29 protein-coding genes and 1 pseudogene are annotated in these 21,665 nt (G+C 65.6%); 23 read left to right on the top strand and 7 right to left on the bottom strand.

The window, feature by feature from the left end; all coding sequences use genetic code 11:
• Nucleotides 1-123: 123 nt before the first annotated feature.
• Both IEZ09_RS48295 and IEZ09_RS46630 read right to left on the bottom strand, forming a co-directional pair.
• Complete coding sequence (locus tag IEZ09_RS48295; RefSeq protein ID WP_229812820.1) at nucleotides 124-621, bottom strand: hypothetical protein; 498 nt, start codon at nucleotides 619-621, stop codon at nucleotides 124-126.
• A 10-nt stretch (nucleotides 622-631) separates the two neighbouring features.
• The gene (locus tag IEZ09_RS46630) at nucleotides 632-880 is read right to left on the bottom strand and encodes a hypothetical protein (protein ID WP_229812821.1); all 249 of its coding nucleotides are present in this window, start codon (nucleotides 878-880) and stop codon (nucleotides 632-634) included.
• Between the two features lie 18 nt (nucleotides 881-898).
• Between IEZ09_RS46630 and IEZ09_RS46635 the strand changes: the two genes are divergently transcribed.
• The 6 genes from IEZ09_RS46635 to IEZ09_RS22070 all read left to right on the top strand — a co-directional run bounded on the left by IEZ09_RS46635 (nucleotide 899) and on the right by IEZ09_RS22070 (nucleotide 6,526).
• Nucleotides 899-1,129 carry a hypothetical protein gene (locus tag IEZ09_RS46635; protein ID WP_229812822.1) on the top strand — a complete coding sequence of 77 codons (231 nt, stop codon included), beginning with the start codon at nucleotides 899-901 and terminating at the stop codon, nucleotides 1,127-1,129.
• A complete protein-coding gene (locus tag IEZ09_RS22050) occupies nucleotides 1,126-1,953 on the top strand; it encodes an ATP-binding protein (RefSeq protein WP_189255638.1) in 828 nt (275 codons plus the stop codon). The genes IEZ09_RS46635 and IEZ09_RS22050 overlap by 4 nt, the downstream gene beginning before the upstream one ends.
• A 412-nt stretch (nucleotides 1,954-2,365) precedes the next feature.
• Nucleotides 2,366-2,542, top strand: a complete 177-nt coding sequence (locus IEZ09_RS22055; protein ID WP_189255639.1) for a hypothetical protein — start codon at nucleotides 2,366-2,368, stop codon at nucleotides 2,540-2,542.
• Complete coding sequence (locus IEZ09_RS22060; RefSeq protein ID WP_229812823.1) at nucleotides 2,527-3,735, top strand: replication-relaxation family protein; 1,209 nt, start codon at nucleotides 2,527-2,529, stop codon at nucleotides 3,733-3,735. Before IEZ09_RS22055 ends, IEZ09_RS22060 begins: the two co-directional genes overlap by 16 nt.
• A 605-nt stretch (nucleotides 3,736-4,340) precedes the next feature.
• Nucleotides 4,341-4,589 carry a hypothetical protein gene (locus IEZ09_RS22065; RefSeq protein ID WP_189255640.1) on the top strand — a complete coding sequence of 83 codons (249 nt, stop codon included), beginning with the start codon at nucleotides 4,341-4,343 and terminating at the stop codon, nucleotides 4,587-4,589.
• 185 nt (nucleotides 4,590-4,774) lie between these two features.
• Nucleotides 4,775-6,526: a recombinase family protein gene (locus IEZ09_RS22070; protein WP_229812824.1), complete on the top strand. Its 1,752-nt coding sequence runs from the start codon at nucleotides 4,775-4,777 to the stop codon at nucleotides 6,524-6,526.
• 172 nt (nucleotides 6,527-6,698) lie between these two features.
• Here IEZ09_RS22070 and IEZ09_RS22075 read toward each other — a convergent pair whose 3' ends face one another.
• A complete protein-coding gene (locus tag IEZ09_RS22075; protein ID WP_189255641.1) occupies nucleotides 6,699-7,286 on the bottom strand; it encodes a Uma2 family endonuclease in 588 nt (195 codons plus the stop codon).
• A gap of 351 nt (nucleotides 7,287-7,637) precedes the next feature.
• Here IEZ09_RS22075 and IEZ09_RS22080 point away from each other — a divergent pair, with 351 nt between their 5' ends.
• On the top strand, nucleotides 7,638-7,946 hold the full coding sequence (locus tag IEZ09_RS22080; protein WP_189255642.1) for a hypothetical protein: 309 nt from the start codon (nucleotides 7,638-7,640) through the stop codon (nucleotides 7,944-7,946).
• A gap of 347 nt (nucleotides 7,947-8,293) precedes the next feature.
• Here IEZ09_RS22080 and IEZ09_RS22085 read toward each other — a convergent pair whose 3' ends face one another.
• Nucleotides 8,294-9,001 (bottom strand): HAD family hydrolase, encoded by a 708-nt coding sequence (locus IEZ09_RS22085; RefSeq protein WP_189255643.1) that lies wholly within the window; start codon nucleotides 8,999-9,001, stop codon nucleotides 8,294-8,296.
• Between the two features lie 78 nt (nucleotides 9,002-9,079).
• On the opposite strand from IEZ09_RS22085, the gene IEZ09_RS22090 reads away from it, so the two are divergent.
• The 5 genes from IEZ09_RS22090 to IEZ09_RS22110 all read left to right on the top strand — a co-directional run bounded on the left by IEZ09_RS22090 (nucleotide 9,080) and on the right by IEZ09_RS22110 (nucleotide 13,448).
• Complete coding sequence (locus IEZ09_RS22090) at nucleotides 9,080-10,282, top strand: helix-turn-helix domain-containing protein (protein ID WP_189255644.1); 1,203 nt, start codon at nucleotides 9,080-9,082, stop codon at nucleotides 10,280-10,282.
• A 122-nt stretch (nucleotides 10,283-10,404) separates the two neighbouring features.
• Nucleotides 10,405-10,689 (top strand): hypothetical protein, encoded by a 285-nt coding sequence (locus tag IEZ09_RS22095; protein WP_189255645.1) that lies wholly within the window; start codon nucleotides 10,405-10,407, stop codon nucleotides 10,687-10,689.
• A gap of 20 nt (nucleotides 10,690-10,709) precedes the next feature.
• A complete protein-coding gene (locus IEZ09_RS22100; protein ID WP_268247640.1) occupies nucleotides 10,710-11,561 on the top strand; it encodes a Scr1 family TA system antitoxin-like transcriptional regulator in 852 nt (283 codons plus the stop codon).
• 20 nt (nucleotides 11,562-11,581) lie between these two features.
• Nucleotides 11,582-12,415 carry a helix-turn-helix domain-containing protein gene (locus IEZ09_RS22105; RefSeq protein ID WP_189255647.1) on the top strand — a complete coding sequence of 278 codons (834 nt, stop codon included), beginning with the start codon at nucleotides 11,582-11,584 and terminating at the stop codon, nucleotides 12,413-12,415.
• A 115-nt stretch (nucleotides 12,416-12,530) separates the two neighbouring features.
• Entirely contained in the window at nucleotides 12,531-13,448 is a 918-nt protein-coding gene (locus IEZ09_RS22110; protein WP_229812825.1) for an aminoglycoside phosphotransferase family protein, read from the top strand.
• On the opposite strand, the gene IEZ09_RS46640 is transcribed toward IEZ09_RS22110, so the two are convergent.
• The 3 genes and pseudogenes from IEZ09_RS46640 to IEZ09_RS22120 all read right to left on the bottom strand — a co-directional run bounded on the left by IEZ09_RS46640 (nucleotide 13,445) and on the right by IEZ09_RS22120 (nucleotide 15,413).
• Nucleotides 13,445-14,503: an NsdA family TPR-like regulatory protein gene (locus tag IEZ09_RS46640; protein WP_502255047.1), complete on the bottom strand. Its 1,059-nt coding sequence runs from the start codon at nucleotides 14,501-14,503 to the stop codon at nucleotides 13,445-13,447. The two genes, IEZ09_RS22110 and IEZ09_RS46640, sit on opposite strands and share 4 nt — an antisense overlap.
• 169 nt (nucleotides 14,504-14,672) lie before the next feature.
• A pseudogene (locus IEZ09_RS48300) lies at nucleotides 14,673-14,819 on the bottom strand (hypothetical protein); the annotation flags it as partial.
• Nucleotides 14,820-15,044: 225 nt separating this feature from the next.
• Nucleotides 15,045-15,413, bottom strand: a complete 369-nt coding sequence (locus tag IEZ09_RS22120) for a GntR family transcriptional regulator (protein WP_189255648.1) — start codon at nucleotides 15,411-15,413, stop codon at nucleotides 15,045-15,047.
• Between the two features lie 117 nt (nucleotides 15,414-15,530).
• Here IEZ09_RS22120 and IEZ09_RS22125 point away from each other — a divergent pair, with 117 nt between their 5' ends.
• The 11 genes from IEZ09_RS22125 to IEZ09_RS22175 all read left to right on the top strand — a co-directional run bounded on the left by IEZ09_RS22125 (nucleotide 15,531) and on the right by IEZ09_RS22175 (nucleotide 21,665).
• Nucleotides 15,531-15,920: a hypothetical protein gene (locus IEZ09_RS22125; protein WP_189255649.1), complete on the top strand. Its 390-nt coding sequence runs from the start codon at nucleotides 15,531-15,533 to the stop codon at nucleotides 15,918-15,920.
• 195 nt (nucleotides 15,921-16,115) lie between these two features.
• On the top strand, nucleotides 16,116-16,328 hold the full coding sequence (locus IEZ09_RS22130) for a hypothetical protein (protein WP_189255650.1): 213 nt from the start codon (nucleotides 16,116-16,118) through the stop codon (nucleotides 16,326-16,328).
• 11 nt (nucleotides 16,329-16,339) lie between these two features.
• Entirely contained in the window at nucleotides 16,340-16,591 is a 252-nt protein-coding gene (locus IEZ09_RS22135) for a hypothetical protein (protein WP_229812828.1), read from the top strand.
• A gap of 49 nt (nucleotides 16,592-16,640) precedes the next feature.
• Nucleotides 16,641-16,781, top strand: a complete 141-nt coding sequence (locus IEZ09_RS22140; RefSeq protein ID WP_229812829.1) for a hypothetical protein — start codon at nucleotides 16,641-16,643, stop codon at nucleotides 16,779-16,781.
• An 80-nt stretch (nucleotides 16,782-16,861) separates the two neighbouring features.
• Nucleotides 16,862-18,226 (top strand): FtsK/SpoIIIE domain-containing protein, encoded by a 1,365-nt coding sequence (locus tag IEZ09_RS22145; RefSeq protein ID WP_189255652.1) that lies wholly within the window; start codon nucleotides 16,862-16,864, stop codon nucleotides 18,224-18,226.
• A 56-nt stretch (nucleotides 18,227-18,282) separates the two neighbouring features.
• Nucleotides 18,283-18,750 carry a hypothetical protein gene (locus IEZ09_RS22150; RefSeq protein WP_189255653.1) on the top strand — a complete coding sequence of 156 codons (468 nt, stop codon included), beginning with the start codon at nucleotides 18,283-18,285 and terminating at the stop codon, nucleotides 18,748-18,750.
• Entirely contained in the window at nucleotides 18,747-19,067 is a 321-nt protein-coding gene (locus IEZ09_RS22155) for a WhiB family transcriptional regulator (RefSeq protein WP_189255654.1), read from the top strand. Before IEZ09_RS22150 ends, IEZ09_RS22155 begins: the two co-directional genes overlap by 4 nt.
• Nucleotides 19,067-19,252, top strand: a complete 186-nt coding sequence (locus IEZ09_RS22160) for a hypothetical protein (RefSeq protein ID WP_189255655.1) — start codon at nucleotides 19,067-19,069, stop codon at nucleotides 19,250-19,252. Before IEZ09_RS22155 ends, IEZ09_RS22160 begins: the two co-directional genes overlap by 1 nt.
• 9 nt (nucleotides 19,253-19,261) lie before the next feature.
• Nucleotides 19,262-20,053, top strand: a complete 792-nt coding sequence (locus IEZ09_RS22165) for a hypothetical protein (protein WP_229812830.1) — start codon at nucleotides 19,262-19,264, stop codon at nucleotides 20,051-20,053.
• Between the two features lie 86 nt (nucleotides 20,054-20,139).
• Nucleotides 20,140-21,480, top strand: coding sequence for a replication initiator (locus IEZ09_RS22170; RefSeq protein ID WP_229812831.1), 1,341 nt, complete (start codon nucleotides 20,140-20,142; stop codon nucleotides 21,478-21,480).
• Nucleotides 21,477-21,665: a helix-turn-helix transcriptional regulator gene (locus IEZ09_RS22175; protein WP_189255656.1), complete on the top strand. Its 189-nt coding sequence runs from the start codon at nucleotides 21,477-21,479 to the stop codon at nucleotides 21,663-21,665. The genes IEZ09_RS22170 and IEZ09_RS22175 overlap by 4 nt, the downstream gene beginning before the upstream one ends.

Genomic DNA, 21,665 nt, shown 5'->3' on the forward strand with positions numbered 1-21,665 from the left:
ATGAGCATGGGACCACCCTGATCAGGGGTTTGCCACTGATGGGACCACCCGGACGTGTCCGCGTGGCCTCCCGGCTCCCGGTCGCCTGGCCTTTGTGCTGGTCGGATGGCGTATCGGGAGGTTTCAGTGATCGAGATCAAGGAGGTTTTGCGGTTGTGGCTGGCGGGGCACTCGCTGCGCGAGGTGACCCGGCTGGCCGGGCTGGACCGCAAGACCGTCCGCCGTTACGTGCAGGCCGCGCAGGCGGCCGGGGTGGCCCGCGAGGGCGGTGACGGCCAGCTGACCGAGGATCTGCTCGGGGCGGTGGTGGCCGTGGTCCGCCCGGACCGGCCGCGGGGCACCGGGGCGTCGTGGGAGGCGATCGCCGCGCAGCGCGAGCAGCTGCAGACGTGGCTGAAGCAGGACCTGACGCTGGCCAAGATCCATATGCTGCTGGGGCGGCGCGGGGTGGTGGTGCCGTATCGGACGCTGCACCGGTATGCGGTGGCAGAACTGGGTTTCGGCCGCCGGCAGGCGACGGTGCGGGTGGCCGACGGCAAGCCGGGCCAGGAGGTCCAGGTCGACTTCGGCCGGCTCGGCCTGGTCCCGGACCCGGCCGCCGGGCGGCGCCGGGTCGCCCACGGGCTGATCTTCACCGCCTGGAGAGCTTGTCGGGCAACGGATTCTGGCTCGCGCGGACGGCACGACGGTCAAGCTCTACTGGCGCGGTCAGCTGATCAAAGTCCATCCGCACCAGGAGCCTGGGCGGCGGCGCACCGACCCGGCCGACCTGCCTGGCGAGCTGACCACCTACGCCCTGCGCGACCTCGACGCGCTGCACCGCCGCGCCGCGGGCTATGGCGATCACATCGCCGCCTATGCCGCGGCGCTGCTGGAACATCCCTTGCCCTGGACCAAAATGCGCCAGGTCTATCGGTTGCTCGGCTTGGTCCGCCGGCACGGCGCCGAACTGGTGGACGAGGCCTGCCGTCGCGCCCTGGAGGCCGAGGCGGTCAACGTCGGCCTGATCGACCGCATGCTCGCCCGCGGCCTGGACGGCCAGCCCGCCGAACCGCCCGTCGCCCCGGTGAGCACCCCAACCCGATTTGTCCGTGACAGCAAGGACTTCACCATCAGGAGGCCCTCATGACCACCCGCACCGCCCGCACCACGGCCCGCGTCGCCGCGGCCAAGCCCATCGAGGTCTCGGCCGAGCTCAAGGCGCTGCTGCGGCGCCTCAAGCTCGGCAAGCTGCTCGACACCCTGCCCGAACGGCTCGCCCTGGCCCGCGCCGAGCACCTGCCCCACCACGACTTCCTCGAAATGCTGCTCACTGACGAGATCACCCGCCGCGATCGCCAGTCCGCCCAGCTGCGCGCCAAGACCACGCATCTGGACCCCGGCATGCACCTCGACGCCTGGGACACCTCGACCAAGGTCACCTACGACCGGCAGCTCTGGACCGAGCTGACCTCTCTGCGGTTCGTCCTGGACTCCTACAACGTGCTCATCATGGGACCGGTCGGCGTCGGGAAAACCTTCCTCGCCAACGCTTTGGGCCACGCCGCGACCCGCCGCCGCTACTCCGTGCATCTCGAACGCGCCGACAAACTGTTCAAACGCCTCAAGGCCGCCAGGCTCGACCACACCTACGACGACGAGATGCGCAAACTGCACCGCGTCGAACTGCTCATCCTCGACGACCTCGCCCTGCACCCGCTGGACGCGGTGCAGACCAACGACTTCTACCAGCTGATCGTGGAACGCCACCAGCAGGCCTCTACCATCGTCACGTCCAACCGCGAGCCGCCGGAGATCCTCGCCATGATGGCCGACCCGCTACTGGCCCAGTCCGCCATTGACCGCTTCCAGTCCGCAGCCTTCGAACTCGTCGTCGAGGGCGAGAGCTACCGGCAACGCCAGAAGCCCACCCTCGCCGCCCTCGCCCACCGGCACGACGACACCCGCGATTGACCATTTTCACCGACAGGACCACCATCAACACACGGCCTGCGACCACCGGCCCGAGACGGTCCCTAGCTCCTGGCAAACGGTGGTCCCATGAGCGCGGAAAGCGACACTGAGCCGAGGCGGCCCCCTCGGCGCCCGGCGAACAGCTGCGGTGACGAATGGGCCTCAAATGGCACGACGCGTGTCCGAAATCGTGCAGGAAATCGGCAGTTGAGTGGTGCACGAGTGTGCCCGAAGCCGGAAGGGACGCCCGAACATGATCACCGTTCGCCAGAGCCACGCAAGTCACAGCAAAATAATGGTTGGATCACATGCTGGTTGCCGTGGTCAAAAACGGGTCCGAAATCCGGAGTTGAGGGTTGCCAGGGAGATTCTGGCCGCTCCGGGTGGAAGGCGGTGGTGATCATGGTGGACGGTGCTGACCGTGCTGGTGGTCGTGGTGTGGTCGGCGCGGATGGGCTGGCGTTTGGTTCCGCGTCTGGATCGGCACAGCCTCAGCGTTCTGAATCCGCCACCCCACCCGCCGAGGCGACTGCTAATAAACCTGCTGGTCAGCGATGGTATCGGCGGGAGCGGGTGGATGGCCGACTGAGGAGTGATCCTCACCCATCCACACATCGGGGCCGCGCGGGGCGCGGCGGCCGGCGGGCCGGGGAACCGGACGCGGGTCTGTGGTTCCGGCTGGTCGACCGGGACCGGCGGCTGCTGGTGTTGCTGGCCGAGCACAAGGTGCTGACCACGAACCAGATCGCCGCGATCGAGTTTCTGTCGGTGCGCCGTGCGCAGGATCGGCTGCGGCAGCTGCGGGAGCTGGGTGTGGTGTTCGCGTTCCGCGAGTCCTATCTGCGTGGCGGGACGAGCCAGACGCGTTACGCGCTGGGCTACCTCGGCACGCGGTTGATCGCCGCACAGCGCGCGGAGAAGCCGCCCGCGCCGAAGGCGTACACCGAGAGCCTGGAACGACTGGCGTTGTGGCCGAAGCTGGATCACCAGCTTGGTGTGAACGACTTCTTCTGCATGCTGGCCGCTCACCGCAACCCCGCCCGGCTGCGCGAGGCAGGCCGCGAGGGCGAGGTTGACGGGCTGACGCAGTGGTGGTCCGAACGCCGCTGCACCGAGTTCTTCTGGAAGTACCTGGGCGGTGGCCGGGACACCCGGCTGCGCCCGGACGGCTACGGCTGCTGGGAGGAGCACGGCCGGACGGTGCGGTTCTTCCTCGAACACGACACCGGCACCGAGTCCCTGACGAAGGTCACGGGCAAGATCGACGACTACGCCGCCTTCCCGACCGACGCCTTCGGCGTGCTGCTGTTCTCGGTGCACTCCAGCAGACGGGAGATCGCACTGCGGGCGGCGCTGCGCCGCGCCCTCGCCGGCGGAGATCCTGGTTTCGTGATCGCCACCGCTGCCCGCGACGGCGACACCTTCGGCCACGCCGACGGCCCGGCGGGGCCGGTGTGGGGCTTGTGGACGCCGCAGGGCGGTGACCGCGTGCCGCGCCGGTACAGGTTGGTCGAGCTGCCGCGGCGTGGCCCCTCTGTCGAGCACGGCGCTTCGGACACCGACCAGCCGCTCAACGAGGCGGCGTTCGACCCCGACGACCGGGAGATGTCGCGCCGCATCAACACACCCCGGCCCGAACCGGCCACCCCGGCGGGCTATGCGGATGACGATGACGACCTCGACGACGTGACGCTCTACGACGACGCGGACGATGACGACGTGTACCGCGCGCCGGCAGAGCCGGCTCGGCCGGGCGGGCAACGGCCGCGCTGGGTCGCCTGAACCCCGCTCCCGCACAGGGTTCCCGCACGCTTCCGTCTACCCCTGAGGAGGTGGCCGACGATGACGTGACCCCGTGAGAACGACAGCGACGACGGCCGTGCCGGGTTCGCAGGCTTGGGCGTCGTCTCTTGCGCAGCACGGAGAATCTGGACCCGTTGTACGTCGAGCTGTCCACTGTGGTCTCGCACCTGGCGAGACCACGCCGGGACACGGGGACACGCCGAGACGAGACATCGAGACCACGGCGAGACCAGCGAGACAGGAAGTCTCGCACCGGGTCTCGTGGTCTCGGCGGCGGTCTCGCCGGAAGTCTCGCGTGGACAGTGGGAAGAGTCCAGTCGACCGGTGATCGCTGGCCCCGGCGGGTGCTACGGCAGTCGGGGAGTCGAAGCGGCACAATGGTTGGAGCAGTTCAGATCTGGCTGGTTCTCGAATCGCGCGTAGTGGCGCGGCCATCACCCACCACCCCTCCTGCGTGGAGGCTTCGGGGGTGCTGGTGACCAGGGAGCCAGGCGGGTCCTGCTGATCGACGGTTGCCCAGTGACCGCTGACAGCCGCCCGCGACCTCCCGCCCTTGCGCGGGCTCGCGGGCACCGAGGTGCACCATGCCCCAGCACACACCCGGCCACACCGGACACGACCACGAACAGGGCGACGGCGGCCAGGACGCCACCATGCTCCCGCTCCGCCCCACGCGAGCATCCATACGGGACACCTGGCGGGTGGAGCGGATCGACACCGAACCGATGACCGCCCAGCAGTACGACCTCGCCGTCACCACCCTCGCCACCCTCATCACGCAGTGGCGAAACAACCACAAAAACACCACGGAGGGCCACGAAAAAACCGCATAATCACCCGAATTCCACTTCCCCTTTCCGCATGCGGCGAGGGACAATGGAACCACTATGGACACCGCCTGTGAGCTGCGGTTTTAAGTCCACGCTAGTAGTGATCTAGTAGCCGCACAGTCGCCCTGTAGTGGCCAGAAGACCGCCACTACAGGGCGCGCGGAATACCGAACTCAGGGAGTCGGACAATGGCGCGATCCGCGACCGCGCAACGCACCAAGAAAGCCGCGATGACCACACTCGGTGACGACGTTCGAGTGGGGATCTACGTGCGGCGCTCCACCGACGACGAGCACCAGCCCTACTCGATCGAGGCACAGGACACGCGCCTGCACGCTTACATCGACTCCCAGCCCGGCTGGCGGCTCGTCGCACGCTTCCCCGACGACGCCTCCGGAGCCACCACCGAACGGCCCGGCTTGCACCGCGCCCTGGCTGCTGCTCGTGCCGGGTTGATCGACGTACTGCTCGTGTACCGGGTGGACCGGTTCTCCCGCAACCTGCGGGACATGGTCATGCTGCTCGACGAACTCGACACCGCCGGGGTGGTGTTCCGGTCCGCGACCGAGCCGTTCGACACCTCCACCCCGATGGGCCGCATGCTCGTGCAGATGCTCGGCATGTTCGCCCAGTTCGAACGCGACACCATCATCGACCGCGTCATCGCCGGCATGGAACGCAAACACGCCAAAGGAAAATGGAAAGGCGGCAGGCGCCCCTACGGCTACCAAGTCGACAAGACCACCCACACCCTCGTCATCGACGAGCACGAGGCCGTGATCGTGCGCCTGATCTTCGACTCCTACACCAGAGACCGGCTCGGCTCCCGAGCCATCGCCACACTGCTCAACGACCGGGGCCACCGCACCAGCTGCGGCGGCAAATGGTCCGGCTACCAAGTCCTCCGCGCCCTCAACAACCGCGTCTACCTCGGCGAACTGACGTTCCGGGAGACCACCGTGACCAACACCCACGCACCCATCATCGACCTCACCATCTGGGAACAAGCCCAAGCCATCCTCGACGCCCGCGGCGAATCCCACGCCCACCGCGCCGCCTCCGGCTCCGACTACGTCCTCACCGGCCGCCTACGCTGCCCGAAGTGCGGCAAAGCCATGATCGGCACCCGCGCCACCGGCCGCAACCGCACCTACCGCTACTACACCTGCTGGAACCTCGCCCGCTACGACGCCAGCAAATGCGACTTCACACGCCTCAACGCCGACGCCGTGGACACGGCCGTCCTGAACGCGCTGACCACCTTCTACCGCACCCGCCACGACCTCATCGCCGATGCCATCACCCACGAACAGAAGCAACACCAGGCAGCGCACGCTGACCGGCACGCCGAACTCACCGCCGTCGACAACGAGCTGACCAAGACCGGAACGGCCATCGACCGCTACCTGACCGCGTTCGAACGCGGCACCATCAACCAAGAGCTGGTCGCCGGCCGGCTCACCGAACTCCGTGCCAAGAGCAAGCAACTCCGCGTCCGCCGCGACGAACTGACCCTGACGCTGGACGACGAGCCCACCATGCCGGAGCCCGCTACCCTGGCAGCGGTGGCCGACCAGATCGCCGAGATCATCGCCGACGGCACCCACAACCAGACCAAGGCCCTAGTCGAAGCCATGGTCGAGAAGGTCACCATCACCGGACCCGACCGGCTCATCCCGGTCTTCCGCATCCCCCAACCCCGCAACAGCGACGAGGCCGCACCCGCTCAAGCAGCGGATACGGCCCCGAACGGAGTGGTTCGCACAATGACTAACTTGGTGGAGCTGAGGGGAATCGAACCCCTGACCTTCTCGATGCGAACTATCGGCGGGCTGGTCGATCGTGGTTTTTGTCGAGGTCAGAGGGTCGACGGAGGTCGCTCGCGGTCGTCTCTGGCCGATGCGGTTGCTGTACTTTGCTGCTGTACTGCGGCCCTCTGACCAGGCAATACGCCTGTAAGCAGCAACCGCACCGACGTGGTTCGAGGGCAAGCCTGTGGGCTGGTCGACGCCGTCAAGGCGTTGAGCTGTCCATAGGCGCGGCAGCCGAGCGCCGTGCCCAGCTCGACCAGGCCGGCCACTTCAGCGCTCGTCCCGACTCGACGATGAACCATCACGGAACGAGCGTGGCCAAGTCGATGGAGACCTCGACGGGACCCGGCAGCGCAACCCGCATGTCGTCGCCAGAGAGCGGCACCGGTGTGCGCTCGCGATAGACGCCACCGACCAGCTCGTAGGCGCGCAGCGTCGCAGTCCGGCGAATGGCGTGGAGGTCGACGGTCCAGAGGTAAGGAACACCGGCGGTCGCATACCCGGCGACCTTGGTTTCGCGTTCATGCGCACTGTTGCCCGGAGACCAGACCTCCACCGCGAGTATCAGCGCTGAAGCGGGAAAACTCGTGGTCGTCGGCAGGGTGTTGAGGAGTGCAACGTCAGGTATCAACGCGGTCCGGATGGCCGTAGAGATCTCCACCCCTACGCCGCTGACAGCGTGCAACCGATCGTTGCCCTCGACTGCCTGCCACAGGGCTCGATAGAGCGCACCTGAGGCAAACTGGTGAGGGCCACCCGGCGGCGGAGACACGTGGTAGTAACCCCAGATCAGCTCAAGCCTTGACCCGTCATCCGGGTGCTCGGCGGTGCGCCATTCCTCAACAGTGTGTGGACCGATGGGATGCGCGAGATCGCTTGCAGCTGTCACGCGCTCACCTCACCTTATCCGACCGGCACGTGTGCATAGCAAAGCTGTCAAGCGTTCCTGCTGACACGCACACACTAGCATCGGCACGTGGTTCTGTGTTGACGGTTAGGCCGCCTCGTTGGTAGTCACCGCAGGTCAAGCCCTATTAGCGGGTCGCACAGCGTCGTTCGATCATGTTCGCCAAGGTCAGGCCGTTGTGTCAGGTCGCCTTATCGACCCCAACGGGCGGAACGATCCTGAACCGGTCACCCGCTACTGTCCGCATTCATGCGTATGACCGCTGTTACCGCTGTGTGTGCCTGCGTTGCGCTGTTCACGTCTGGTTGCTCGCCGGCCACCTACGAGGAGCGCATGAGTTACTTGCGCAAGGTCGCACAGCAGGGAGCCGAGACTCACGAGCTGCTCAAGAGCCAGGACGCAAAGATCGATGAGGAGCGATGCAAAGCCGCATTCGCGGGTCTGAAGAACATGGGCGACCGGCCGGACGTCACGGGAGTGGGCGGCCAGACCGCCGAGTGGAACGAACAGATCCAACAGTTCTTCGTGGACTCGTGTGTGTCTGGCAAGCCAAAGCCGGTTCCTGGTGAGAGTGTCGGCCAAGCCCCGTCCGGTACTTCGAGCTCAACGCCATCTCCGACGCCGTCAACCGCTTCTGGCTGATCCTTCGCAGAGTCGAGCGCAAGCCTGTGGGCTGGTTGACGCCCTCAAGACATTGAGCTGTCCATAGGCGCGGCAGTCGAGCGCCAAGACCAGCTCGGCCAAGTCGGCCACTTGGCGCTCGTCCCAACCTGAGCGCTTTCGCTCCTCGGGCATCATCCCGACACGAAGCCGATCTTGCGGACAGCGGTGCCGGGTCAAGACACGCTTCCCAGTCTTGACGCGGTGCCGCTGGCCGCGGTTGATCATGGCGTGTCGGGATGATGCTCTCCGCGGCTGCCTTCTCCTTTGCGGTTCCCTGTGGGGGCCGCCTTGATGAAGAAAAGAAACTCTGAACACCGCTGCCGCGGCTAGAAGTTGATCAAGTGCCGAAGAAGCACCGCGTCTGTCAGATCCGGCAACACCTTGTCGGCTCCGGCGGCCTGAAGCTCGTCAACACTGCTACGTCCGGTTGCCACTGCGATCACTCGTACACCCGCCGTCAGCCCGGCTGCTACATCACGTGGCGTGTCACCGATGAGCACAGTGTGGTTGGTATCGACGGGCGCGCCGATACGTTGACTCGCGCGTTCCCGGGCGATCGTCACCAACTCGGGCCTGTCGGCGTGGTCGTCGCCGTAGGCGCTGGCCTCCAGGTCAAGGAACCGGTCCAACCCGAATGCTGCCAACTTGATGTGCGCAACTGCTCGCAGATTCCCGGTCAGCACACCCTGATGGATTGCCGGGTCAGCCGCCAACGCGGCCAACGCTTCCCGCGCTCCTGGCAACACTCGGCCTCGCGCTGCGAACTCCTCACGACCGGCGTCGTAGCTGTGAGCCAGAGCATCCGCGAGCTTCCGTGTTGCAGCATCGTCCGGTTCGATGCCGTGCAACTTCAGGGTTTCAGCGATGATGTCCAGCTCGGTTCTGCCGCTCACGTCGGCCAGTTGCTGGAAAGACCGGCCGAACGCTGCCGGGAACGCCCGCTCGTACATCTCGCGCCCCATGCCGCGCGACTGAAGGAGCGTGTGGTCGATGTCCCAGAGTACGAGCTGGCGAGGCTCGTTCGGCGCGATCATGTAGCGAGTCTGTCACCCGATCGAGGTCTCGTGCTGGGGCGTAGCATCGGTGCAGGTCAACGCTTCCCAGGGGTGGGGATGGACGAACAGCTGGCAGTCATGATCGGCGAACGAGTGCGTCTGCGTTGCCTCGCCTCGCGGATGCCGAAGACCGTGATTGCCGGGCTGGCGGGCATCACGCCTGACTACCTCTACCAGATCGAACGCGGGCTCAAGCTCCCCACAGTCACGGTGCTGAAGCAGCTGGCCGACGTGCTGGGCGTGTCGGCCGACGAGTTGTTGCACTCTTCGACAAAGCGCAAGGCTTCGGCTCGGTCAGATTCGGCGGGCGATGCGTTGTACCGGGCGTTCACCAGGCCGTTGGGATCGGATGGCGCTGCTGTCGACGTGAAAGTGTTGCGCCGCAACGTCTTGAGCGCGTGGCAAACCTGGCAGACATCGGCCACGCGATACAGCCAGCTTGCCCCGGAGCTTCCCGAGCTCGTCATCCAGACCGAGCGAGCTTTGCGCGGCGGTGCGTACGTCGCCGCGGCTGAACGGCGAGAGGTTCAGCGGTGCGCGGCCGATCTGTACGCGTTGCTGCGCAGCGTCGCCAAGAGGCTTGGCAGGGTGGATGTTTCACTGCTCGCTGCGGACCGGGCGATTCGTGCCGGAGAGAACGCGGACGACCCGCTGCGGTTGGCCATGGCCCAGTGGAACCTGGCTCAGGTCCTGCTTGCCGACGGCGAAGCTCAAGGCGCGGAAGACGTGGCCATGCACGCGGCCGAGTCGCTTTCTCCACGGACGGATGACCTGGACGCCGTGGCGCTCCGCGGTGCGCTCCTGCTCGTCGGTTCCATCGCAGCTGCTCGCTGCGGTGACGTTTGGCGGGCAAGGGAGCGTGTGCAAGCAGTCGAGCCGTTGGCGCAGCGGACTGGCGAACGCAACACGCTGTGGACGGTGTTCGGTCCTACGAACGTTGCGATGCACGCCGTCAGCATTGAGGTAGAGGCCGGCGCGGCTGCGGACGGCCTTCGGCTGGCCGAACGCATCGATCATGACCGCTCGCCCTCGATCGAGCGCCGCGTCGCGTTTCTCCTCGACCAGGCCAAGGGGCAGGTTCAGCGCCGGGACTACGGCAGCGCGCTGGTCATGTTGTCCGCGACCGAGCGTGAAGCACCGGAAGACCTGAAGCACCGGCCAGCTGCACACCGCCTGTTGGAAACGCTCGTCCAGCGGGCACGGCGGTCTGTCGCGACGGAAGCCGCGCGGCTGGCCACGCGGGTCGGCGCACCTCTCTGAACAGCAGCGCTCCTAGGCGGGCCTAGCTGACAGCTCGGGTTACCGCCGCGTAGTCGACCTAGCGTCGCGGCTGGCGCCCCCTTTCGTGCGCCACCAGCTGTCTGCGTGGAGGAGTGCGCGCCGTGACGCCCGAGGATGTCGAACTGGCCGCAGGGCTCAAGAAAATCTCTGAGCTCATGCCCGGCGTCGCATTCGACTTCATCATGGGCACTCTCTCGCCGGAGAAGGAGTACGAGTTCGGCCAGATCCTCATCACGCTCGGCGAGATCCTTTCCCACAGAGCCGAAAAGCGCGGTCTGTCTGGGCCACCGATAGACCGGGGTACAGAAAACGGCCTGGCAAAGCGGGTAGACGATGCCTCCAAGCAGCCGCATAAAGCGTCTGCCGACGATTCGGAACCACGGTGAACGAAACTTTTCGTCCATCAATGACCGAAAGGTCGATTGGACGCACCCTGCGGACGTGGCGAAACGAGGCTGGCATGAGCCTGGCCAAGGCTTGCGAGACTTCGGGATTCTCGGTAGCCACCCTTAGCCTGATCGAGAACGGGATAAAGCCGCTCGATCCGCTTGACATCATGATTCTTGGGCGTATTTACGAACTTCCAAACGACACGTGGAAGCGAGAGGTCAGGCGAGCCGAATACGCGTCCAACGAGCGCGCGAGTGGCGAAAGCAAGCAACGTCTCAACGCACCAGAGGATGTCGACAAGTCTTATCTAGAAGCCGTGACGCTCTACGCGCTTGGCACTGACATGCTCCCGCGATTCGTTCACACACCCGAGTACAGGATTTCAGCAACGACACTGGGATGCCCAACCTATCCGGGCGACAGTCCGGCAAGCACTGCTGAGCGGCACGCTGGCTGGATCCGCCGCCTTGCCTCCACCAAGGGCAGCAGCATGACAGTGGAAGTGCTGGTTACCGAAGATGCGGTACGCCGGGTGGTCGGTAATCCGACGATCACGAACGCCGCACTCGTTCAGCTGGTGCACCTGTCGGAAATCGAGCACTTCAAGGTTCAGGTCATAGAACGTGAATTCTGTCTCGACGCCCGCCTCGAAAGCTCCTACATGCATCTCACCTTTCCTCATCGGCAGCATGATGACGTGGTTTACATCGAACGTTCCGGCAGCGGCCGGTATATCGAGGACCCGGCCGTTTGCCAGCTGGTTCAACAGAGCTTCAAGGCATTGCAGCGGAGCGCACTCACCCCAACCCTGTCCGTGGAGCTGATAGCAGAGGTAGCCAGCTCCCTAGCATTTGACCTGTCCCGTTGAGAATTAGAACGGCTGGCGTCATGGATCGAATCCCGCTTACTCCACAGAGCCGCGAACTCGGCGACGAACTGCGGCACCTTCGCAAGAAGTTCGCCAAGGGAGCAGAATTCGCCGCACAACTCGGTTGGGATCCGAGCAAGGTATCCAACATCGAGCGCGGCAAGGTGCGGCCGACAGAGAAAGATCTGGCACAGTATCTGACAGCGTGCGGAAGAGATCTCGACTGCATCGACGAGTTCTTCGATCGGTATAGGAACGCCTTCGCGCCGTACTACGCTCAGCGGGCACACAACTTCAGCACGATCATGTTTGCCGAACGCGAAGCAACTGCCATCATGGGCTACAGCAAAGCAACGCTACCGGATTTGCTGCGAACCGAGGATTACGCGACGCACGTACTCCAACAGCGTGGGGCAACTCCGGAACAGATCCGGCTCGCCCTCGAATCTCTGCGGGAACGTCAGCGCATTTTGCGATCGCCGATACGTCCGGACTGCGTGTTTTATGTCTCGGAGCGGACCCTAACTGCGCACCTCGGCGATGACCGCGCAACCATGGACCAGCTCGAACTGCTCAAACAGTTGTCGTGGGCGCTCCGAATCGTTCCTGACGACAACGACATACCAACTTCGACCGGCTTCGTGGTCTATGAGAGGGATAAGTTTCCCACAACGGTGGTTGTCGAGTGCGACCTTGCCGACGTCTTCATACACGATGACGCGGCAATATCTCGATGCCGGACGGTCCTGGCGACACTGAGCGACGTTGCTCTGAGCAACGCGGAATCGAGGGACCTTCTCAGTCGATCGCTCGCAGACAAGTACGCGGCGGTCATCAAGGCCGCAGCAAGTTAGCAATCGGTTGCGTCCGCGCGCTGAGCCGTGCTTGAGCAGGCACAGGTTCAGCCACACCCCCATGGGGGGCAACTAGACCTGGCAGACCCAATACTGGACCTCTAGCGTGGGCAGGGTGCACAACGTGGTTGAAGCGGACATCCCGGACGGGCCATTCAGCTCGCGCCTGGCGGCTGCGGTGCTCAAGGAGGCCTCCGCCCACACAGGAATTGACTCAACCGATGCACGCTTGATGCGATTGGGTGAAAACGCCCTGTTTCATCTACCGAATTCATCCGCTGTTGTGCGTATCGCGCGGAGTCGCGACCACTGGGACGACGCGGTCAAGGAAGTTGCGGTTGCGAACTGGCTGCAAGAGAACGGCGTACCCGCCGCGCGGTTGTACGACGTTGCTCAACCGATCTCGATCTCCGGGTACCCAGCAACGTTCTGGCGCTACATCGACGGTCGCAACGGCGGACGCGGCGACGTCGGCGACTTGGGGCGCCTGCTCCTCAAGGTGCACTGGACGCCGCCCCCGACGTCCTTCGAGCTACCCGAGCAAGACATCCTTGCGCGCGTTGAGCCGCGGATCGCGTCAGCCCGCGTCCCGGACTCGGACAAACACTTTCTGTTGAGCAGGGTCGTCGAACTCAGGGAAGCGATCAACGAGCTTGAGTTCCCGCTCGAACCGACCGCGACGCACGGAGATGCGCACGTCCAGAACCTGATGATCAGTGACGGTGCCGCCATCCTGATCGACTTCGAGCGCTTCTCGTGGGGTCAGCCCGAGTGGGACCTGGCCATGACGGCGACCGAGTACCTGTCTGCCGGGTGGTGGACGGCTCGCGAGTACCACCAGTTCTGCGAGGCCTACGGCCACGACGTGACGCGGTGGGACGGCTTCAAGGTCCTGCAGGCCACGCACGAGATCAAGATGACCACCTGGATCATGCAGAACGTCGACGAGTCCCCTGAGATAGCCGCCGAGTACGCCACTCGCATTGAGACGATGCGCTCGGGACGCACAGACCAGCCGTGGCGTCCGTTCTAGGCAACCCTGGTCAACAATGAGGCCGTCCCGAGATCGATCTCGGGATAGTGGCGCATGACTGTCTCGACGAACAGGCGCGTTCGATGGTCGTTGGCGTGCGTCTGGGCCAGCTGCGCGTGAAAGTCAGTCAGATAGCGCACGTACCTGTTGGATTGCAGTGGTCCGGCGAGGTCTACGGCGTTGACCGCGAGGTCTACGGCTTCCTCCAGGTCTCCGTTCGTGAGCGCTCCGGCGGCCGAGACCATGCCGATGAAGGCGCGTGTTCGTGGTGGCGTGTCCTCGGGCGCAATCGCCTGGGCCGCGTAGAGCCGCGCCTTCTCGGGCTGACGGAGATCACGGAAGCAGTGGGCCGCTTCGCCGGCCAACTCCTCCGCGTTGAAGTAGCTGATCCACGCTGGCTCGTCGTCGGGGATGCACTGCTCGAAGAACCGTTCGGCCTGGTGCATCACGCGGGCGAACTCGCGCGTGTGGCCACTGCTGGCCAACGCTCGAGCCTCCATCGCGAGGAACATCGACGTGACAGCGGGCGTCGCCTTGCCCAACGTCGAACTCTGCGCCGCACGTGCGAACTGGACGGCGTCGTTGAAGCGGCCGAGGTAGTTCGCCTGGTGGCTGAGGTTGGCGAGCAAACGTCCGCCGAGGACGTGGTCATGAGCCTCGCGCGCCAGACGCAGTCCTTGAACGAAGTACCGCTGAGCAGCGCCGTGGCGGCCGGCGTCGTAGGCGCTCCAGCCGAGGAGCTGCGCGACTTCCGCGGCTGCGCTGAACAGGTCGCGCCGTTCGGCTTCGGTGTGGTTGCCTTGGAGCAGCGGCACGATCTCGGACTTGAAGTAGAAGAGCAGCATCTTCCGGACGTGTCCGCCTCCGTACCGGAAGTCGAGGTCCATCAGGTTTGCCGCTGTTGCGCGGATGGCCGCTGCGGCGGCTCCCCCCGCCTCGGCGCAGCTCGTCCCCGTCGACCACGTGCAACGAGTCGGCGAACATGTAGCCGGTGATGATGTTGGGCGTGGCGTCTTGCGCCCACTGCGAGCGCACCAAGGCGGGCTGGTCTTCAAGGTCAGCCGCAGTGAGCTGGCTCATCAGGTCAATAGCGGCGTCGGCGTTCGGCGGGTAGTCCGCGCCATGCTGTGTCGCATCAGGACCGACGGACTGAAGACCGCCGTTGAAGCCGATCTCCGCCAAGTCGACGCGCCGACCGAGCTTGGCGCCAAGAGCGAGCGCGATGTAGTTCTGTGTCGCTGCCTTCGGTCGGGTTCCATCGAGCCAACGACGGACCGACACGTGATCAGCCGAGATGGTCTGACCATCGCGTTGGGCGAGTTCCCGCACTCGTGCGGCAAGGCCCTTGTTGCTCATCTCGGCTTCTGCCATCACCGCAGCTAGAAGCTTGTTCGGTTCGCTGTTCCCGTTCAACTGATCACCACGCCTACTGCTGCGAGCACCCCCGTGCACCCCCTCCGTGCACGAATGCACCCCCTTGAGCACACTGCAAAGCACCCCTTCACCTGGCGTTCTATGTCTACATGAACACAACGCCAAGCGATCTGGAATTCGTCAGCCAGAGGCTCCACCAGTTGCACAGGGTCGTGAAGGCCATCACTGCGAGGGTGGAGCAGATCGAGTCTCGTCGGCGGCTTCGAGTTGTTCGACACGCTCAGCCAGATGCAAGACCGCCGCCTGAAGCTGGTCGAGCTGGCGAACGATCGTCTCGATGGTGACCGGGCCGCCGTTCTCGGTCGGAGGTTCCTTGACGAACACGCCGACTGCGGGGCGGGCGACCACCCATCCCTCGGTCTCCAGCTCTTGCACCGCCTTCTGTGCGGTTCCAAGAGCCACGCCGTGTTGCTCGGCGAGTTTGCGGTGACCGGGAAGGCGCGCGCCGACTTCGAGCACACCAGCCCGGATGTCCGTCTTGATCGCCTCGGCGACGCGTTGCCACGCGGCAAGTCCTGACTGGTTGCTCACAGCGTCAGCCTAACTTCACTGACCCACACTGCTACAGATCACCCGATTGGACTATCCCATCCGATCCATACTGCTCTATATTGGTATGTATCAGTCGCGCGACATTGGAGATACGACATGGCTCTGAACGACATCCCCGTGATCCTGTCCCACTACAAGCTCATGATCACCGAAGCGCCCTGCGTGAAGATGAAGGAGATCGACGGCGGGCGGCTGGTGCCGGTGGTGGACCGCGTCACGAACGAGGAGCAGTTCGTGGTGGTGCTGTTCGCGAAGCCCCGCCCGGCCGAGGGCCGCCGTAAGGCCAAGGGCGAGGAGATCAAGGTCAATCTGCCGCGTGATCCCGGTGAGGGGTTCGAGGAGGGTGACTACGTGGAGCTGATCAACCCTGTGATCAACACCTACGAGATGCGCGGTGAGGACGGGAAGATCACCGCCTCCGGTCTGTGGTTCAAGGCAGACGGTCTTACCCCTGCGGCACGGATCGTGTCGGCTCCTGCGGCGTAGTTCCGCGAGCCCTGCCCGGTAGGCCGGTAGCCCGTTTCGAGTCGGGCCAGGGCACTCGAATTTGTTCTTTGAGAATTCCACAGTGAGTCGAACCATGCCTAAATCCGGAGCATTTCGCGTGCTCCGGGAGTTTCGGTGAATCCAGGTACGAATCTTGTTCCTGGGTTTGCCGTGCCTCTCGAAAGGAGTTTCGGCATGGATGAGCGCTCGTATCCGATCGAACCGGCCGAACCGGACGGTGATGACCCGCGCTTCACGTTCGGGTTCGTTCACGAGGTCGGCGAAGTGTTCGCGAGGCACGGTTTCCCGCAGATCGGCCGGAGCTGGCGGGATCACCTGGAGTTGCAGCAGGCGCTGTACCGCTTCATCTACGTAGGCGACACAAGGACGGAAAGGCTGGCCAGTTGATCAAAGATCTGTTGACCGAACGCGCTCAGGACCGCTACGGCACGTTCGTGGGCGCGATGGACTTCGTGGAAGAACTGCTCGTGCCGCTGGAAAAGCTCATCAACAAGATGAGCGAGAAGCCGGGTAAGCCGGGCGGCTGGCGGGTCGCGACCCCGGACGAACTCAAGGGGATGCTGTCGACGGCCCGGAACGACCTCAGTGCCCTCCGGGACAAAGCCAAGGAGTACGAAGCCGAGTTGAAGGCGAAAGAGTGGGGAGCCTGACCGGATGTCTCATCAGATCGACAACGCGATTTCTGACCTGGACCAGGCGATGAAGCAGCTTCGTAACGCGATGGACGGTATTCCGGTCCGTCGTGAGGGTTTCACGGATCTGCGCCGCCGGTTCGTGCGTTCGGTCAGTCGGTTGACCACGGAGACGTCCTACGCACGCGGTCAGCTGCCGCACAAGTAAATCCATTTCAATCAACGCAGCGGCCGATCTTCGACACGTTCGAGGGTCGGCCGCCGCCTTTCCACCAGGGAGTTCAACACATGAGCAAGAGCACCAGCAAACGCACCAAGGGCGCGGAGTTCCGGGCCGCGATCTGGCTCGCCCGCAACCCCGAATGGCTACTCGGCACGTCGGCGATCACCGCGAGTGCGTGCACGCTCGGCCCGACCACCACGGGCTACGTGCTCGGCGGCGCCACAGCGGCTACCGGGATTTGGTACCGGGGTCACCCGGACTCGTTCGACACGGTCGCGGCTCCGGCGCTGAGGGCATTCAGTCGGCGCTGGTTCGGCACCTACGCCGGGCGGCACTGGCGGGACCTGATGGACGTGCACAAGCTCACGACCGAGCACCGCCGCAAGCAGTACACGATGTACCCGCGTGTGGTGCGGGTCCGGTCCTACTCGCCGTCCATCGATACGGTCCTGGTGAAGCTGGCGGCTGGTCAGTCACCGCGGCACTTCGAGAAGCAGACCGAAGAGCTGGCGCATGCGATGAAGGCCGAACGGGTCGCGGTCGAACCGCTCAAGCCCGGCTACGTCGCGTTGATCGTGCAGCGTGACGAACCGTTCACCCACGTCATCCCGGCTCCGGACATGCCGGAGAACGCCGAGGACGTCGACCTGCGGGCGGTGCTGCTGGGTGAGGACGAGTTCGGCGGCGACTGGACCGAACCGGTCATCGGGACGCACACCCTGTCGGCCGGTGCGACCGGGTCGGGCAAGAACTCGCTGGCGTTCGCCAAGCTGCGTTCGATGGCTCCGCTGATCCGGGACGGCATCGTCCGCGTGTGGATCTGTGACCCGAAGTACCTGGAGTTCGCAGCCGTGAAGGCGATCACGGAGAACCGGTACGCCGATGACGCCGGGGAGTGCCTGGAGCTGATCGAGGCCTGGGTGGCGGACATGGAGCGCACCCAGAAGCGGATGCAGCGGGCCGGTGTCCGCTCGGTCGAGCCGTCGCGTGAGTACCCGGTCAACCTGCTGATCGTCGACGAGATCGGGTCGCTGGTGGCCTACCGGCCCGAGTACGCCCGACAGATCACGGGCCTGCTGGCTCGGGGCACCTCGATGGGGCGGGCGACCGGTCACGTGCTGGACGCCTACATCCAGGAGCCGTCCAAGGACGTGCTGGACATCCGGGACCTGTTCCCCAACCGGATCTGCCTGCGCACCACGTCGCCGACGCACCCGGACATGGTGCTGGGTGAGGACGCACGGGCTCGGGGCGCGATCGCCGACCAGATCCCCGCCATCCCCGAAACGGCCGGCATCGGCTACCGCATCGACGCCCGCTCACGCGCTCCCCGCCGGGTCCGCGCGGCCTACACCACGGACGAGAACGTCCGCGAACTCGTGGAGTTCGTCCGCGACGGACAGACCGGTTCGATCCGTTCCATCGCCTGACCCGCTCTTTCCCTTTCACTCCAACACTTTTCGCCACTCATCGTGGAGGTCTTGTCATGCCCGAGAACACTGCTCCTCGCCGTCTGGACGGCCTGCTCCGCTCCGTTCGCGGCCACATCCGCACCCTCGGCCTGCCCCGGCCGGACCGCCTGGTTATCTCCACGCCGTCCGGCTCGGTGCACGCCGAGTTCACCTCCGGCACCGCACCGGACCGCCTCGCCTGCCTGCTGGTCTGGGCGGCCTCGCTGCACGGGGTCGAGCTGACCTGGACCCTGAAAGCCGCGGGAACTCTCATCGTTGCCGCCACCGGACGCACGCGCTCGGGAGTCAAGCTCGGCCTGACGGCATCCGGCACGGTGACCGAGCTGGGCGGCGCGATCACCTCTTGTAGGTCGACGGCCACGCTCGCCGGTGTCTTCCGCCTGAGCCTGCACAACCCGGAACAGGTCACCTTCGATGAGGTCGCCCTGGTCGTGAAGGCCGCGCGTCGCGCCTCGGCTGCCCGGTTGGCGGTGGCGGCATGACCGGCGAACCGTACGGCTACCGCGTCCTCGTGCGGGTCCTGTTCGGCCTCGGCGGGGAGCCTCCGGCCTGGCGTGAGCGAGCCGCCTGCGCCGACTCGGATCCGGACCTGTTCCACAACGCCCGACGCATCGCCGCCGCCAAGGCCATCTGCGCCACCTGCCCCGTGCTCGACGAGTGCCGCAGAGACCAACTCGACTGGGAAGCGAACGGACCCGCGCGGTTCCGGGCCAACACCTTCGGTGTCGTCGGCGGCCTCACGGGTGCCGAGCGCCGCCGCATCCACTACCCCACCAACTCCGTGAAGGACGTGGCCTGATGAAGCTCGTACTCGCCGTTCCTGTCCGCCTGCGCAGCATCACGCGTATCGCTCAGATCGTGTTCGCCGCCGCCGCGTCGCTGCTGTGCATGTACCTGCTGTTCGGCATCGTCGGATGCCTGGTGCTCACCGCCGAACTGCTGTGGCTCGGGTGGCTGCTGCTCAAGACCGCACACGGGGAGTAGGTGACCCCGGTGCTGCGAAAAGCCAAGCACAGCAACGACAACGAGCCGGAGCAGCCGCGCGAGACCCGGACCGTGCGGCGCCTGCGGGCTCAGCTCGATGAAGCGCAGGACATTCACCAGCTCGCCGCGAACCCGTTGCTGGCGGCTGTGCGGGCGGACCGGTTCCGGGTCTCGGTCACCCGCTCGATGTGGTGCTTCATGGCCTGCGGGCTCGGGTTCACCGCGACCGGCGTGCAAGCCTTTCTCGCCGGTCACCTGGGGCCGTCTGATCCGATGTGGTGGGGTGCGTGGCTGGTGGAACCGGCCTTCGCCGGAATCCTGATCACGCTCCTGCGCTGGGAAGCACAGATGCTCTCTCAGGGCCTGGCCGTCGATGATGGGCCGGTGGTGTGGCTCAAGCGGGTGCTGCTCGGCGCCACGCTGGTCACCAACGTGTGGTCGTCGCTGCGGCCACCGGACGGCAAGGTCAACGCCGGGATGGTGTTCCTACACCTGGTGATCCCGCTCGTGGTGTTCCTGCTCGCCGAAGTCATGCCCGTCATTCAGCAGCGCTGCAACGCCGCACGCGACAAGGCCGCCGAGATCGTTCCTCCGGCCACTCCCGCACCGCAGGGCGGTGTCACCCCGGCTGCGCCTGCTCGAACCGGTCTGCGGCTGCCTGGGCACCTGCAAGGCGCGCTGGAGGCCAAAGCGAACGAGGTCCGCGCTCAAGGCCGCGCGCTCACCGCACAGGACGTCCAGGACGCGCTGAACGTGCCCGAGGAGTACGCCGCTCGCATCGCCGCGCAACTCGCCGCCTGACACCCTCATCCACCACGCGGGGCATGACCAGAACACCGGTCATGCCCCGCCTTTTTCGTTTCCCCGCAACGGAAGGAGGGCCATCCGTGCTCACTCTGGAAGACCGCATCACCGCACGCGTCAAGGCCGCCGACTTCCGCGACTGGCGCGACCGGGTCACCGCCATCGGCGGATGCGCCGCCCCCATCCGGCTCTCCGGCGCCTTCCAGCTCCAAGACCTTCACGGCGGCGTCATCGAGCACATCGGCGGAGACATCATGGTCCCGTGCGGCAACCGCCGTGAGTCGGTCTGCCCGGCCTGCTCCGACCGCTACGCCGCCGACGCCTACCACCTGATGCACGCCGGGCTCGCCGGTGGCTCCAAGGGCGTTCCCGAGTCGGTGTCCGAGAAGCCTCGGGTGTTCGCCACGCTCACCGCACCGTCGTTCGGCCCGGTCCACAACCGACCGATCGCCGCTACCGGCAAGGTCCGGCCCTGTACGGGCTGCGGGGAATGGCACCACGGCGACGATCCCCGCCTCGGCGGTGCCGTCGACCCCGGCACCTACGACTACACCGGCGCGGTGCTCTGGCAGGCACACGCGGGCAAGCTGTGGCACCGCTTCACCATCGCCCTGCGCCGCAAGCTCGCCCGCGCGGCCGGCCTGAAAGTCTCCGAGTTCAAGCACCACGCACGCCTGTCGTATGCCAAGGTCGCCGAGTATCAGCGGCGGGGCCTGGTCCACTTCCATGCCGTCGTGCGCGTCGACGGACCGGACGGGCCACACGACCCCACCCCGGCCTGGGCCACGGCCGAACTCCTCGGCGACTGCATCAAGTCCGCGGCTCGCTCGGTCGGGATCGACGCCATCCGGCCGGACGGCTCGGCGCTGCGCCTCGTCTGGGGCGAACAGGTCGACACCAAGAGCATCCGCCCGTCCAACGCCTCCCAGGTCGAGGACGAGTCCGGCGAGATCAGCGAGGCCCGGCTGGCGGGCTACGTCGCCAAGTACGCCACCAAGGGCACCGGCGCCCGCGACACCGCAGACCGGCCGATCCGCTCCCAACTGGACATCGACGTCCTGCACATCTCCGAGCACCACCGACGGATGGTGCAGACCGCGTGGGACCTCGGCGGCCTGGCCGACTTCGAGGAACTCAACCTTCGCAAGTGGGCGCACATGCTCGGCTTCCGCGGCCACTTCCTCACCAAGTCCAAGCACTACAGCACCACGTTCCGCGCCATCCGCGAGGAACGCCGAACGTTCCGCACGCTCGAAATGTTCGAACGCCTCGAACTCGACCCGGACGCCGTGATCGTCGTCAACGACTGGCAGTACGCCGGGTCGGGCTACGACAACGACGCCGAACGCGAACTCGCCGCAGGAATCGTCGAACGAGTCCGCGCGCAACGCCTGCGCAAGTACGAACAGGAGGTAGCAGCATGAACCACATCAAGCCGAAGTGGCACACGGTCCGCGAGGTAGCCGCGATGCTCGGCTACGGCCTCTCCAAGACGAAACTGCTTGTTGCCTCCGGACAGATCAAGTCCATCAAGGACGGCGGCAACCGGCGCGTGCTGCCTGAGTGGGTGGACGAGTACATCGCTCGTCGCATCGAGGAGGCGGCCTGA

The sequence above is a fragment of the Lentzea flava genome, assembly GCF_014648475.1.
Lineage (GTDB): Bacteria > Actinomycetota > Actinomycetes > Mycobacteriales > Pseudonocardiaceae > Lentzea > Lentzea flava.

Bases quoted from the DNA above. Each gene is read 5' to 3' on its own strand.
- IEZ09_RS22065 (WP_189255640.1), top strand. From the start codon at position 4,341: ATGCCCCAGCACACACCCGGCCACACCGGACACGACCACGAACAGGGC.
- IEZ09_RS22160 (WP_189255655.1), top strand. From the start codon at position 19,067: ATGAAGCTCGTACTCGCCGTTCCTGTCCGCCTGCGCAGCATCACGCGT.
- IEZ09_RS46630 (WP_229812821.1), bottom strand. From the start codon at position 880: ATGTTCCAGCAGCGCCGCGGCATAGGCGGCGATGTGATCGCCATAGCC.
- IEZ09_RS22155 (WP_189255654.1), top strand. From the start codon at position 18,747: ATGACCGGCGAACCGTACGGCTACCGCGTCCTCGTGCGGGTCCTGTTC.
- IEZ09_RS22145 (WP_189255652.1), top strand. From the start codon at position 16,862: ATGAGCAAGAGCACCAGCAAACGCACCAAGGGCGCGGAGTTCCGGGCC.
- IEZ09_RS22085 (WP_189255643.1), bottom strand. From the start codon at position 9,001: ATGATCGCGCCGAACGAGCCTCGCCAGCTCGTACTCTGGGACATCGAC.
- IEZ09_RS22105 (WP_189255647.1), top strand. From the start codon at position 11,582: ATGGATCGAATCCCGCTTACTCCACAGAGCCGCGAACTCGGCGACGAA.
- IEZ09_RS22130 (WP_189255650.1), top strand. From the start codon at position 16,116: ATGGATGAGCGCTCGTATCCGATCGAACCGGCCGAACCGGACGGTGAT.
- IEZ09_RS22140 (WP_229812829.1), top strand. From the start codon at position 16,641: ATGAAGCAGCTTCGTAACGCGATGGACGGTATTCCGGTCCGTCGTGAG.
- IEZ09_RS22150 (WP_189255653.1), top strand. From the start codon at position 18,283: ATGCCCGAGAACACTGCTCCTCGCCGTCTGGACGGCCTGCTCCGCTCC.
- IEZ09_RS22125 (WP_189255649.1), top strand. From the start codon at position 15,531: ATGGCTCTGAACGACATCCCCGTGATCCTGTCCCACTACAAGCTCATG.
- IEZ09_RS22175 (WP_189255656.1), top strand. From the start codon at position 21,477: ATGAACCACATCAAGCCGAAGTGGCACACGGTCCGCGAGGTAGCCGCG.
- IEZ09_RS22070 (WP_229812824.1), top strand. From the start codon at position 4,775: ATGGCGCGATCCGCGACCGCGCAACGCACCAAGAAAGCCGCGATGACC.
- IEZ09_RS22100 (WP_268247640.1), top strand. From the start codon at position 10,710: ATGACCGAAAGGTCGATTGGACGCACCCTGCGGACGTGGCGAAACGAG.
- IEZ09_RS22080 (WP_189255642.1), top strand. From the start codon at position 7,638: ATGAGTTACTTGCGCAAGGTCGCACAGCAGGGAGCCGAGACTCACGAG.
- IEZ09_RS22050 (WP_189255638.1), top strand. From the start codon at position 1,126: ATGACCACCCGCACCGCCCGCACCACGGCCCGCGTCGCCGCGGCCAAG.
- IEZ09_RS46635 (WP_229812822.1), top strand. From the start codon at position 899: ATGCGCCAGGTCTATCGGTTGCTCGGCTTGGTCCGCCGGCACGGCGCC.
- IEZ09_RS22090 (WP_189255644.1), top strand. From the start codon at position 9,080: ATGGACGAACAGCTGGCAGTCATGATCGGCGAACGAGTGCGTCTGCGT.